Here is a 12,807-nt window from a genome sequence, read left to right on the forward strand (position 1 = left end):
GATGCAATCGGTTGCGGCGGCGCTGACCATGGTGCGTGGGGATGCGTTCTTTCTGAAGGCATGGCTGCGTCACTACGGTGAAACCTTGGGGCGCGAGAATTGCTATATCGTCAACCACGGTCGTGGTGGGGATGTGGCTGATCTTGCAGAAGGATGTAATATCATTGGGATACCCGGTGATCCTCATCCAAATTTCGACATGAAACGCTGGCGAATGCTGAACAACCTCGTTCAGGGTCTGCGCTGTTACTACACCCATGTGGTTGTCGGTGACGTGGATGAACTTGTGGTGGTGGATCCAGCACATGGTGGCTCGTTGCTGGACTACCTCAAAGAGGCGCGCCCGAAACGCATTCTAACCCCTTTGGGGTTGGAGGTGATCCATCGTACCGACATCGAGGACACGCCGATCAGTGGCCCAATCCTCGGACCGCGTCGGCACGTCCGCCTTGCGCCGCATTACTCCAAACCCTGCGTGATCAGCCACGGTGCTAAAATTGCACGCGGCGGCCATTTCACCCAGTATGAGCACCTGATTGCCCCGGACGAACTGTATCTATTCCACCTGAAATTCTGTGATTTTTCCAATTACACAGCCACTATGAACGCCCGGAACAAGGTGACGGAAGAGGTGGGCACGGGCATACAGGACACCGCCATCGGGCGTCATTGGTTTGCCGAGGCACGCGGCGAAGATCGCGAGGTGTTTGACGCCTTCACGAGGTTGCCCATGCAGGACGGATTTGATCTGTCGTGGGTGCGAAAACGCATGAAACGCAGCTGGGCTCCGCGCGGCGAAACCGGGTTTCATGCCTTCAAACGACCGGATTATGACGGGCAATATCTGTTGCCTGATCGCTTTGTCGGGGTGATCTGAGCGGCGTTAACCGCGTGACGATGTAAAGCGGATCTGGTCGATATCAAGGCCGGGAAATACGTCGCCGACCAGGTCGCCGGCTTTTGCCAGAAACCCTTGCGAATGCCCATCCAGCAAATCGTAGCCCAGGATGTAGATCGCGTCGGGTGTGTAGAACATGGCGAAGGCAAGTGCCGCGCCCATGACATAGGCCCGCCCGTTCTTACGTCCAACGCCTGCGGTCAGGGCCGTCCGAATGACCTGAATCGTCAACATGACCAGCGTCGCGGCCAACGCGGCGGTCAGGATGGACAGGATCATCTGTTGCGTATCTGCGGCTAGTCCTTGTTGACGCAGAGTCGCTTCGATCACAGCGCGATTGGTGGCGATCGCCGCAGTCATATAGGCCGCGCCGAACCCCAGTAGCGCCGCGGTCACGACCTTGGGTTGGGTCCTGTTGCGGTGGTTTGGGCCACCGCACTGTGCTGTTGGGTCGATCTGCCGGACCCGGCGGCTGAAATCACCGTGGTCTTGCTTGCGAAAGGCGGAGGGGCGATAGGGCATTGTCATGCCCCAATGGTTAACGCGCGATTGCGGCGAGATTTTCGGAGAATTGTGGCCGAAAGTCGGTTTTTGCCCTCAATTCATGCGGGTTTGTCATCAAACCCGCGAAAACCCCGCCCGCATGGCACTAGCGGATCGCGTCAAGGATACGCGCCCAACTGCGGATGCCCTTATGAAAACTCTCGACGTCGTATTTCTCATTCGGTGAGTGGATCTGGTCGTCGTCCTTGCCCCAACCCACCAACATCGAATCCATACCTAGGATCTTCTTGAAATAGCCCGCAACCGGGATCGACCCGCCGCAGCCGGTAAAGGCGGCGTCATATCCCCATTCCGCGACCAGCACGCTGCGCGCCGCCTCAAACGCCGGGTGCGTCGTCTGCATCTGGCTGGCGGGCGAAGCACCGTGACCGTGGAAATCTGCCTTGACGTCCTCGGGCAATTGCGCGCGCACCCAGTCACGGAAATGCTCTCGCAGTTTGTGCGGATCCTGCTGGCCGACAAGGCGAAAGCTGACCTTGGCCGAGACCTTGGAGGGCAGAACCGTCTTGAACCCGTCGCCGGTGTAACCGCCGATGATGCCGTTGACCTCAGCAGTGGGGCGCGACCAGATCATTTCCAGCGCCGAACGGTTCTGTTCCCCGGCGGGCTTGGCCAGACCGACATCGCCAAGGAAAGTAGCGTGGTCGAAATTCAACGCGTCCCACTGTTCCTTGATGTCATCCGAAAGATCAGGAACGTCGTCGTAGAAATGTGGCACCTGAATGCGCCCGTTGGCGTCATGCAGATTGCCAAGAATGCGGCAAAGGTGGGTGATCGGGTTGGCAGCCGCACCGCCGTACATACCCGAGTGCAGATCCTTGGCGGGGCCGGTCAAGGTAATTTCCTCACCCAGCAGTCCGCGCAACTGTGTGATGATCGACGGCACACGGCTTTCAAACAGGCCGGTGTCGCAGATCAGGGCCAGATCGGCCTTCAGTTCATCCTTGTTGGACTCAAGAAAGGGGATCAATGACGGCGATCCGCTTTCCTCTTCGCCTTCGAAGAAAAAGGTGATGCGGCAGGGCATGGTGCCGTGGACGGATTTCCACGCCCGGCACGCTTCGACAAAGCTCATCAGCTGGCCCTTGTCATCGGACGCGCCGCGGCCGCGGATCACCTTGCCTTTGGCGGTGTCCTCGATCTGCGGGTCAAATGGATCGCGGTCCCACAGGGTCAGCGGGTCGACCGGCTGCACATCGTAGTGGCCATAGAACAGCACATGGGGGCCGTCGCCCTCGACATGACCGACAACCATCGGGTGGCCGGGCGTTTCGCGCGTCTCGGCCGCAATGCCAAGACTCTTCAGGTCGGCGACCAGCCAATCGGCGGCCTGCTGGCACTTGTCGGCATAGGCCGGATCGGTCGAGATTGACGGGATGCGCAATAGCGCCATCAACCGGTCCAGAGCTGCGGGCAGGTCGGAATCGATCTGGGAAAGGGTGGCGTCAAGGGACATGAGACTCTCCTGCTGATTTTGACGCGGACCCTAGCAGAGGGCAGGGCACTGTCCAGCAGATCGGCTCAAAGGGCGACCAGCGCGGCCGCCGCCAGAACCTCACCCGTGGGGGCCCCGGTGGGAGAGCCGCCGGGCGGCTCATCCGACACGGCCAGAGCCGCACCAGTCAATTGCGCGACAAGGTCGGGTGACAGCGCAATCCGGGTGCTGTCTGTCTCTGGCAACACGCCCAGCGACACAGGCGCAGGCGCGCCATCGGCGATCAGCCACAATTCCAGCGCACGGCCGGGGCGCGGTCCGCCCTCAAGCCGGGCAAGCACCAGTTCGTCGCCTGTGACCGTCGCATCAAATCGCAAGGTTCCGTCCGTCGAGGCAATCTGTGCCCCGAACTCTGGCCCCTTCAGCAGCGATGGCAGGGGTGAGAGGACCACAAGCGCCGCCACGGTCGCCAGACCCAGCCCGGTGCCCAGCCACCAGCGCCGGGTCGGCGACTCTGGTGTGCCGCCCAAAGTCGCCAGCAACGCACGTCTGGTTTTGGCGGCGGGCGGAATGTCCTCCAGCTCATCGGCCATCGGCGCCAGCCGCGCCTCCCAGTCGCGCACGCGGGCGGCAAAGACCGGGTCGTCAATGACGCGGCGGTCCATGGCGCGTTCAATATCCGGGGACAGAAGGCGCAATACATATTCGCCGGCCATCAGGTCATCATCGTCATCGGGCATCTCAGGCAGGTCGGCGCTCATCGGGACATGCACTCCCTCAGGCTTTGCAGGCTGCGGCGCAGCCAAGTCCGCATGGTATTCAACGGCACGTCGAACCGGGCGGCAAGATCGGAATAGCTTTTGCCTTCGAGATAGGCACCGCGCACCGCAATGGCCCGGTCGCCGGGCAATTCATGCAGGCACGCCACGATTCTGCGGCTTTCTGAGGCGGCGATGGTCGCGGCTTCGGGGCCGGGGCGGGTATCGGGCAGGACATCGGTTTCTGTGCCCACCTTGCCGGTTTGCGACTTTTGACGCGCGCGCAGGCGGTCGATGGCAATGTTGCGCGCCACGGTAATCAGCCAAGTCATCGGGCTGTGGCCGGTCACGGCATAACGATCGGCTTTGTTCCAGACCCGCAAGAAAACCTCTTGCAAGGTGTCCTCGGCCTCTTGCCGGTCCTTGAGCACCGAGTGGCAGACAGCCAGCAGTTTGGCGCTGGTCGCGTCATACAGAGCGGCAAAGGCCGTCCTGTCGCGCAAGGCGATGCGCCCGATCAATGTCTCTATGTCGCCACGAGTTGTCATGCGCGCTCCGGTCTGCAAGGACAGAGACTCTAGTGCCACCGGAGGCCAAGACAATACAATCATGTTTCCGATATGCGTCATTTCGTTTCGTCAATGCGCGTGTTCGCGGGTATCCTTTGATTCAGATCAAGGATGCGACGCTTGGTCCGGACCTAAACGGTAGACAGAATTGACCGTGGGCTTTAGGCATTCATGAACTTGAATAAGCTGTGCCCGCAGCACCGGCTCGAAACGGGGCCGAAAGTAGAAGGAGGATCCCGGTGGACTACACCGCGAAACTGGATGACGCCCTGAACCGTCTGCACGAGGAAGGCCGTTACCGCACCTTCATCGACATTGAACGCAAAAAGGGTCAGTTCCCGCACGCCTCCTGGCGGAAACCCGACGGCAGTGAGCAACCGATCACTGTCTGGTGTGGCAATGATTATCTGGGCATGGGACAGCATCCGGCCGTCCTTGCCGCCATGCATGAGGCGATTGACGCCACCGGCGCAGGCTCTGGCGGCACGCGCAATATCTCGGGCACGACGGTCTACCACAAACAGCTAGAGGCCGAACTGGCCGATCTGCACGGCAAAGAAGCGGCGCTGCTGTTCACCTCTGCCTATATCGCCAACGATGCGACGCTGAGCACGTTGCCAAAACTGTTTCCCGGTTTGATCATCTATTCCGATGAGCTGAATCACGCTTCGATGATTGAGGGCATCCGTCGCAATGGCGGTGCCAAGCGCATTTTCAAGCACAACGATCTGGACGATCTGCGCGCCAAGCTGGAGGCAGATGATCCTGCTGCGCCCAAGCTGATTGCTTTTGAATCGATCTATTCGATGGATGGCGATTTCGGGCCGATCAAGGAACTGTGCGATCTGGCAGATGAATTCGGCGCATTGACCTATATCGATGAGGTCCACGCCGTCGGCATGTACGGGCCGCGCGGGGCAGGGGTGGCGGAACGGGACCGCCTGATGCACCGCATCGACATTATCAACGGCACGCTGGCAAAGGCCTATGGCGTGATGGGGGGCTATATCGCGGCCTCTGAGAAAATGTGTGACGCTGTGCGCTCTTATGCGCCGGGTTTCATCTTTTCCACATCTCTCGCCCCGACACTGGCCGCAGGCGCAACCGCCTCTGTCGCGCATCTCAAACGTGACCAGTCGCTGCGCGAGCAACACCAGACACAGGCAAAGATCCTCAAGACCCGTCTCAAGGGGCTGGGGATGCCGATCATTGATCACGGCACCCATATTGTGCCGGTGATCGTCGGAGACCCGGTCCATACCAAGAAATTGTCTGACATGTTGCTTGAGGGCTATGGCATCTATGTGCAGCCGATCAACTTCCCCACTGTCCCGCGCGGGACAGAGCGGCTGCGGTTCACACCCTCTCCGGTGCACGGTCCCAAGGAAATGGACCGTCTTATTCACGCGATGGATGAATTATGGAGCCACTGTGCGCTGAATCGCGCTGAAATGGCAGGCTAAACCCCGCGTATTCCTGTCAAACGCCTTGAGATGTGTTAGGCTTGCAGCAATAACCGGGTTGCGCGAATCGTGCAGCCTGGACCGGGCAGGCACACAAAGATGGGTAGGATGGGGCAGTCTCGCTATGATAGGGCGAAAATCCCAGCACCGTGACGACAGTGGCGATGGGGCATCGCCACAAAGCTTTGACGACTTCAAGTTGAAGTTGGGCGATGTCATGCGGGGCGAACGAGCGACTATGGGCAAGTCGCTGCTTGATGTCCAGCGAGAGCTGAGGATCAAGGCAAGCTATATTTCGGCGATCGAAAACTGTGATCCGTCGGCGTTTGATACGCCCGGCTTTATCGCAGGCTACGTCCGATCCTATGCGCGCTATCTGGGCATGGACCCAGATGAGGCGTTTGCGCATTTCTGTGCTGAAAGCGGGTTTTCCGTGGCGCATGGCATGTCGCAAGAGGCGTCAGTTGTTCGCAAACCTCGCAAGGATGAGCCGCGCCCGCGCAGCCGCGATTCCATCGCAGAGCCGCGGATGCCGTTTGCTCCGGCGGGCGACAGCCTGCTGTCCCGGATTGAACCGGGTGCTATTGGCTCTTCGCTGGTGTTGCTCGCTCTTATTGGCGGCATTGGTTACGGCGGTTACCGGGTACTGCAAGAAGTGCAGCGTGTTCAGGTGACGCCGGTCGATCAGACACCGATTGTCCTTAGCGAACTTGACCCGTTGCAGGCGGCAATTGCCCCCAGTGCGCGCTCGGAGGACGTTGACCAGCGCCAGGCTGGCGTGTTCACCCCCCCCACAACAGAGGCGTTTGACCGGCTCTATCGTCCGCAGGCGTTGGACGTACCGATTTTGGTCGCGCGCGATGCGCCGATTTCGACCCTGGATCCGGAGCGCGTTGGCGTCTTTGCCGGCGGTGGCCGTCGCGGTTTGCCGGCGGTGCAGGACAGTTCCTTGGCGGCCGCCGCGCTTGCGCAGCGTCTGGTGGCAGAGGGCGTTATCCCCGAAACGGTTACAACCGCCGCACCGCTTTCTGCGCCTCAGGGTGTCACCGTCGTTGCCGTGCGCCCCGCTTGGGTCGAGGTGCGGGACGAGACAAGTGGCGTGCTGATCTCGCGCGTATTGAATGCGGGGGATACCTTTGCCGTTCCGCGCAGCGCGGTGAACCCGCTCATCCGGGTCGGCGAATCCGGGGCAGTCTATTTCTCGGTCAACGGGCAGACCTTTGGCCCCGCCGGCTCGCCGGGTCGTGTGACCAGCAAGATTTCACTGGCCGCCGCAGACGTTGTGGACCGCTACAGTGTGGCGAATACGGCCAAAGACGGCGACCTGATGGCCGTGCTGACAAAGCTCAACATGGCCGCGCCGCAGGTTGCCCCGTCGCAAGTTGCAAGCGTCGAACCTGTTCCTGTCGAGCCGGTCCAGCGCGAGGCGCAGACGCCAATCCTGACAGAACTCGCCCGTAACATTCCTTCTGTGCCGCCGGTGGCGCGCCCGGACAACATCGCGCTGGCGGCCGTTCTTGCGGCAGCGCCTGCGCCGACGCCGCTGCCCACACCTGTTGCACCCACTCCCGTACCAGCCGCGCCGGTTGCGGACACTATTCCTGTGGCGCCAGTCGCGACACCAGACCCGGCGCCCGCGCCGCAACTGGCCCTGCCGCGCGTTACGGTTGAACCGACTCCGGGCATTACTGTGGTGGCCGTGGCGGAAACTTGGGTCGAGGTCACATCACCCTCGGGCAAGAAACTGTTGGCGCGGTTGCTAAAACCCGGCGACAGCTATGAAGTGCCGCAGACCGAACAGGCCGCGACAATCTTTTCCGGCAACGCCGGTGGCGTGTTCTTTGCAGTCAATGGCCAGACCTACGGCCCCTATGGCCAAAGCGGACAGTTTGGCCGCGATCTTGCCCTGTCGGCAGAGACGATCCAGAAAGAACTGCAAGTGGCTGACCTGACGCAGAACCAGACACTTGCCAAGGTGGTGGCCGAGCTGAACCTTCAGGGACAGTGATCGCGCGAAATGTGACGTGATGGCGGGTGGTCTGGCCCCGCCCGAACGACTATGTTCCCCGCGAATGCAAGCTAACACAGGACTGAGCGCATGAGCCTCAACCACGTCCGCCCGTGGCGCAACATCTATCGTCGCAAATCACGTCAGATCATGGTCGGCAATGTGCCTGTCGGTGGTGATGCCCCGATAACCGTGCAGACCATGACCAACACGGTCACCACGGACATTCCCGGCACCATTGCACAGGTGCAGGCCGCCGCCGAGGCGGGGGCCGATATCGTCCGTATTTCTGTGCCTGATCAGGACTCGTCCCGTGCGCTCAAGGAAATCGTGCGTGAAAGCCCGGTGCCGATCGTTGCGGACATTCATTTCCACTACAAACGCGGGATTGAGGCCGCCGAGGCCGGGGCTGCCTGCCTGCGGATCAATCCCGGCAACATCGGCAGTCAGGACCGCGTGCGCGAGGTCATCAAGGCCGCGCGCGACCACAACTGTTCCATTCGGATTGGTGTAAACGCGGGATCGCTGGAAAAGCACCTGCTGGAAAAATACGCTGAGCCGTGCCCCGACGCCATGGTCGAGAGCGGGCTGGATCACATCAAGATCCTGCAAGACAACGACTTTCACGAATTCAAGATCAGCTGCAAGGCGTCTGATGTCTTCATGGCCGCGGCCGCCTATCAACAGCTTGCCGATCAGACTGACGCGCCGATCCACCTCGGCATCACCGAGGCGGGCGGGCTGATGTCCGGCACAATCAAATCCGCCATCGGGTTGGGCAACCTTTTGTGGATGGGGATTGGCGACACGATCCGGGTGTCGCTGTCGGCGGACCCGGTCGAAGAGGTCAAGGTTGGATATGAGATCCTGAAATCTCTGGGCCTGCGCCATCGCGGCGTCAATATCATCTCTTGTCCGTCTTGTGCGCGACAGGGGTTCGACGTGATCAAGACCGTCGAGACGCTGGAAAAGCGATTGGAACACATCAAGACACCGATGAGCCTGTCGATCATCGGCTGCGTGGTCAACGGGCCGGGTGAGGCGCTGATGACCGATGTCGGGTTCACCGGCGGCGGTGCGGGCAGCGGTATGGTCTATCTGGCGGGCAAGGCCAGCCACAAGATGTCCAATGACCAGATGGTCGAACACATCGTGGAAGAGGTTGAAAAGCGCGCGGCGGTCATTGATGCCGAAGAGGCCGCAGCGTCCGAGGCTGCAGAGTAACGCCTAGCCGCCCGTGTCCGTCAGATAACGGTGCAGGACAAACGCAGGCATGTGCCCGCGGATCAACCTGTCGCGCATGACGTAGGATGGCAGTATGTCCAGACCCAGCGCCGCCATCGTGGCGGCGTTGTCTGTGGCCGTCGTATCCAACACGGCAACCCTGATCCCCAGATCCTGTGAAATCTGACGCAGCTCCGATAGCGCAACGTCGCAATCGGGGCAGTCCGGGCCTATCAACAGCGCGATGGACGGAACCCCCTCCGGCCCAAACCCTGGGCTTGACGGGTCAAATAGATCTTCTTGACGCGCAATCCCGTCAAGATCGGCCTGCCGTTCATCACTATACAGATCGATCGGCGCAGAAGGCGCGTTCAGCGCCCGAATGCGCCCAAGAAACTCTGCCTGCAAGCCGCTGTCGCTTGAGGGAAAGGGACCATCGTCCGCGCCCAACGGTCCGGCAAGACAGGAAAACGCGGCGACTGTGAGCAGCCGCCGCGCATGGTGTGGGATCATTGGGTGTCGCGGACCTCGTCGACGATCTGGCGCATGGTTGGCAGCGGGGCGTAGCCGCGCACCATCTGGTCGCCAAAGACAAAACTGGGGGTGCCGTTGATGTTCATCGCCAGCGCCAGTTCCCGGGTCTCGGTGATCCGGCGGGTGACTTCGTCGCTGTCCATCTCGGCCATGATGGCTTCGGCATCCAGACCCAGAGTTTCGGCAATGCGGCGCAGTGGGCCATCGCCGGGGTTACCTTCGAGGGTGATCAGCGCGTCATGAACCGATTTATAGGCCTCGTTGCCCGCGACGATCTGTGTGGCAATGGCAAAGCGCGACGACACCAGAGATGCCTCACCCAGAATGGGGAACTCCTTGACGATGTAACGGATATTGCCATCGGATTCGATCAGTTCCAGCACCTCAGGGTGCGCGCGCCGGCAGAAACCACAGCGGTAATCGGAGAACTCGATCACGGTCACATCGCCGTCGGGATTGCCGCCGACCCAGGAGAACCCGTCATCCATCAGGCGCGCCATATTGTCCGCGACCAGCGTGTCGTCCTGCGCAACTTGTGCGGCTTTTTCGCGCTCTTCCAGAACGGCGACGGCCTCCATGATGACCTGAGGGTTTTCCAGCAGGTAGGCGCGCACTTCTGCACCAAAAGCCGTTTTTTGCTCAGCCGTCATGTTGGCGAAATCGAACGGATCGGCGTCCTGCGCCATGGCCACAGGCGCGGCCAAGAAACAAAGAGCCGCCGCAGAGGCGCGCAGGGCAGGTTTGGAAAGGAACATGGGAACTCCCGAAAAAAGTGTGGTTTTGGTTACTTGGCTCGTTTCGCCGCATCTAGCACATCTTGCGCCCGTTGCCACGGGGCAGAGCCGCGCGGCAGTGTGGCAATGGCGCGTTCAGCGTGCAGTTTGGCGTCTTTCATGCGGCCTTGCAGGGCATAGCGTTCGGCGGTGGACACCGACGCCATCCCGTTCTGGCCGGTCTTGGCATAGGCCACCGCCAGATCACGCAGCAGGCGGGCATCGGTGAAATCACGCCCGCGCGCGGTCTCCAGTGCGCGTAATGCCTGTTTCGGCTGACCGGCGGCCAGCAGGGCGCGGCCCAACCCGCCAAGGATCAGCGGTTCCCGCGGGGCGCGGTTGGCGGCGGCCTGATAGACCTGCACTGCCGCGCCGAACTGGCGCGATTCCAACAGGATCTGGCCTTTGAGTTCCATCAGATAGGGATCTGTCGGACGCAACGCCAGCGCGCGGTCGATGGCGCCGAGGGATTTCTTGAGGTTGGATTGGCGGTGATAGGCCACCGCCTCGCGCATGTAGGCGATGTCCTGACTGCCGCTGTCCTTGAGCCGCCGCAAGGTCCAAGACGGCGCACGTTTGAAGGCGGTCAGTTTGCCTTGCGCGCGTTTGAACCAGTATTGCGCGGTGGCGTTCCGTTCGGTGCTTTTGGTGCCGGCCACCAACCCTTCGAGGGCGCGCAGTCGGTCACGGGTCAGCGGGTGGGTGCGCATGTAGGGGTCTTGGCGCCCAACCGACAGTGCCTCTTGGCCACGAAACAGTTTTTGCACCTCCAACGCGCCGCGCGGGTCAATCCCGGCGCGGACCATAAAGCGCACCGATGAAATGTCGGCGGCGGATTCCTCTGCCCGGGTGTGGGAAAAGAACAGCCGCATGGCAGAGCCTTGGGCCCCAAGGGCCACGCCTGCGGCAGCCTGACTGTTGGCGCCCGCTGCGGCAGCAGCGGCGGCAAGTGCCATGCCGATCCCGGCGGCGGTGCGCGCGGCGCGCAGGTTGCCCATTCGGCGGGTGATATGCCCGTTCGAGATATGCGCCGCCTCATGCGCGATGACCGCCTGCAATGCCTCGGCACTGTCGAGTTTCATGATCAGCCCCGAATGCAGAAAGATATGTTGCGTGTCGGTAACAAAGGCGTTCAGCGATCCGTCGTCGATCACGATGATATCGACCTGTTGCGGGCTGAGACCGGCGGCGCTGAGGATCGGCGCGGCTAGCTGGCGCAACGCGTATTCAATATCGGCATCGCGCAGCAGCGTCGTCGCGGCCTGTACCGGGGCGGCGGCGATCAGGCTGAATGCTGTGACCAGTGCGATCATCCTTGGCAGGATCGGTGTGCGGATCATTGACGGGTGGCTCCTTCCACTCGTAAGCGGTGTTGGCGACACAGTAGAGAGGCGGACATGCGGAGTTCAAGGCGCGGAGCGGTCGATCCCTTTATCGTGATGGACGTGATGGAGGCCGCAAGGCAGGCCGAAGAGGCCGGACGGCGGATCATCCACATGGAAGTGGGCCAGCCCAGCACACCTGCCCCCGCCGCCGCTCGGGCGGCGTTGGCGCAGGCGATGGAGCGGGACACGCTGGGGTATACCGTGGCGCTTGGCCTGCCGGCACTGCGCGCAAGAATCGCGAAACTCTATGCTCAGTGGTACGGGGTCGATCTTGATCCCGCCCGCGTCGTTGTCACGCCCGGCTCTTCGGGCGGCTTTATTCTGGCCTTCACGGCGTTGTTTGATGCCGGAGAGCGGGTGGCGCTGGGGGCGCCGGGCTATCCGTCTTACCGCCAGATCCTCAAGGCGCTGGATCTGGTACCGGTAGAGGTGCAGACCTCGGCGGAAAATCGCCTGCAACCCACGCCCGAGGATCTGGCCGGGGTCGAGTATGAGGGCCTGATGGTCGCGAGTCCGGCGAATCCCACCGGGACGATGCTGGACAAACCGGCGCTTGCGGCCCTGATCGGGGCGGCGCAGGCGCGCGGCGCGGCCTTTCTGTCGGATGAGATTTATCACGGCATTGAGTACGACAAGCGCGCCGTGACTGCGCTGGAGATCAGCGACGATGTGGTGGTGATCAACTCGTTCTCCAAATTCTTTTCCATGACCGGCTGGCGCGTCGGCTGGCTGGTGGTGCCAGAGGGGATGGTGCGACAGGTCGAGCGTCTGGCGCAGAATCTGTTCATCTGTCCGCCCCACGCGGCGCAAATCGCGGCGTTGGCGGCGCTGGATGCGCAGGATGAGTTGAAGGGCAATCTGGCGGTCTACACTCGCAACCGAGCCTTGATGATGGAGGGGCTGCCAAAGGCCGGGTTTGATCGGATCGCGCCGCCGGACGGGGCCTTTTACGTCTATGCTGATGTCAGTCACCTGACGGACGACAGCCGCGCCTTTGCGCGAGACATTCTGGATCAGGCGGGTGTGGCGGTGACGCCGGGGTTGGATTTTGACCCGGTACGCGGTGGCGGCACGCTGCGGTTTTCCTATGCGCGGGCCACGGCGGACATCGAAGAAGGACTGGCGCGGCTAACAGCCTATATGGCGGCGCGCGGATAACTGACGCGTGCGTCGCCAATCGGCCACTGATAGACTGG

General features: G+C 61.6%; 12 protein-coding genes. 5 read left to right on the top strand and 7 right to left on the bottom strand.

Going from position 1 to position 12,807, the window contains the following annotated elements:
* Nucleotide 1 precedes the first annotated feature (1 nt).
* Entirely contained in the window at nucleotides 2–877 is an 876-nt protein-coding gene (locus ANTHELSMS3_RS15780; RefSeq protein WP_094035705.1) for a glycosyltransferase family 2 protein, read from the top strand.
* A gap of 6 nt (nucleotides 878–883) precedes the next feature.
* On the opposite strand, the gene ANTHELSMS3_RS15785 is transcribed toward ANTHELSMS3_RS15780, so the two are convergent.
* The 4 genes from ANTHELSMS3_RS15785 to ANTHELSMS3_RS15800 all read right to left on the bottom strand — a co-directional run bounded on the left by ANTHELSMS3_RS15785 (nucleotide 884) and on the right by ANTHELSMS3_RS15800 (nucleotide 4,203).
* Nucleotides 884–1,420 carry a hypothetical protein gene (locus tag ANTHELSMS3_RS15785; RefSeq protein WP_157733534.1) on the bottom strand — a complete coding sequence of 179 codons (537 nt, stop codon included), beginning with the start codon at nucleotides 1,418–1,420 and terminating at the stop codon, nucleotides 884–886.
* Nucleotides 1,421–1,547: 127 nt separating this feature from the next.
* A complete protein-coding gene (locus tag ANTHELSMS3_RS15790; protein ID WP_094035707.1) occupies nucleotides 1,548–2,918 on the bottom strand; it encodes a M20/M25/M40 family metallo-hydrolase in 1,371 nt (456 codons plus the stop codon).
* Nucleotides 2,919–2,983: 65 nt separating this feature from the next.
* Nucleotides 2,984–3,658 (bottom strand): anti-sigma factor, encoded by a 675-nt coding sequence (locus ANTHELSMS3_RS15795; RefSeq protein WP_094035708.1) that lies wholly within the window; start codon nucleotides 3,656–3,658, stop codon nucleotides 2,984–2,986.
* Complete coding sequence (locus ANTHELSMS3_RS15800) at nucleotides 3,655–4,203, bottom strand: sigma-70 family RNA polymerase sigma factor (protein WP_094037172.1); 549 nt, start codon at nucleotides 4,201–4,203, stop codon at nucleotides 3,655–3,657. The genes ANTHELSMS3_RS15795 and ANTHELSMS3_RS15800 overlap by 4 nt, the downstream gene beginning before the upstream one ends.
* A gap of 260 nt (nucleotides 4,204–4,463) precedes the next feature.
* On the opposite strand from ANTHELSMS3_RS15800, the gene hemA reads away from it, so the two are divergent.
* The 3 genes from hemA to ispG all read left to right on the top strand — a co-directional run bounded on the left by hemA (nucleotide 4,464) and on the right by ispG (nucleotide 8,919).
* Nucleotides 4,464–5,687, top strand: coding sequence for a 5-aminolevulinate synthase (gene hemA / locus ANTHELSMS3_RS15805; RefSeq protein WP_094035709.1), 1,224 nt, complete (start codon nucleotides 4,464–4,466; stop codon nucleotides 5,685–5,687).
* A 124-nt stretch (nucleotides 5,688–5,811) separates the two neighbouring features.
* Nucleotides 5,812–7,695: a helix-turn-helix domain-containing protein gene (locus ANTHELSMS3_RS15810; protein ID WP_094035710.1), complete on the top strand. Its 1,884-nt coding sequence runs from the start codon at nucleotides 5,812–5,814 to the stop codon at nucleotides 7,693–7,695.
* 90 nt (nucleotides 7,696–7,785) lie between these two features.
* Nucleotides 7,786–8,919, top strand: coding sequence for a flavodoxin-dependent (E)-4-hydroxy-3-methylbut-2-enyl-diphosphate synthase (gene ispG, locus ANTHELSMS3_RS15815; RefSeq protein WP_089277655.1), 1,134 nt, complete (start codon nucleotides 7,786–7,788; stop codon nucleotides 8,917–8,919).
* A gap of 3 nt (nucleotides 8,920–8,922) precedes the next feature.
* Here the strand turns inward: ispG and ANTHELSMS3_RS15820 are convergent, their stop codons facing one another.
* From ANTHELSMS3_RS15820 to ANTHELSMS3_RS15830, 3 genes are read right to left on the bottom strand one after another with little or no spacing between them, the layout of a single operon-like run.
* Entirely contained in the window at nucleotides 8,923–9,432 is a 510-nt protein-coding gene (locus tag ANTHELSMS3_RS15820) for a hypothetical protein (protein ID WP_254694754.1), read from the bottom strand.
* Nucleotides 9,429–10,208, bottom strand: a complete 780-nt coding sequence (locus ANTHELSMS3_RS15825; RefSeq protein ID WP_094035711.1) for a DsbA family protein — start codon at nucleotides 10,206–10,208, stop codon at nucleotides 9,429–9,431. The genes ANTHELSMS3_RS15820 and ANTHELSMS3_RS15825 overlap by 4 nt, the downstream gene beginning before the upstream one ends.
* Before the next feature lie 29 nt (nucleotides 10,209–10,237).
* Complete coding sequence (locus tag ANTHELSMS3_RS15830) at nucleotides 10,238–11,566, bottom strand: M48 family metalloprotease (protein ID WP_094035712.1); 1,329 nt, start codon at nucleotides 11,564–11,566, stop codon at nucleotides 10,238–10,240.
* Nucleotides 11,567–11,623: 57 nt separating this feature from the next.
* Here ANTHELSMS3_RS15830 and ANTHELSMS3_RS15835 point away from each other — a divergent pair, with 57 nt between their 5' ends.
* Nucleotides 11,624–12,769 (top strand): aminotransferase class I/II-fold pyridoxal phosphate-dependent enzyme, encoded by a 1,146-nt coding sequence (locus tag ANTHELSMS3_RS15835; protein WP_094035713.1) that lies wholly within the window; start codon nucleotides 11,624–11,626, stop codon nucleotides 12,767–12,769.
* Nucleotides 12,770–12,807: the final 38 nt, after the last annotated feature.

This window comes from Antarctobacter heliothermus, assembly GCF_002237555.1.
GTDB lineage: Bacteria > Pseudomonadota > Alphaproteobacteria > Rhodobacterales > Rhodobacteraceae > Antarctobacter > Antarctobacter heliothermus_B.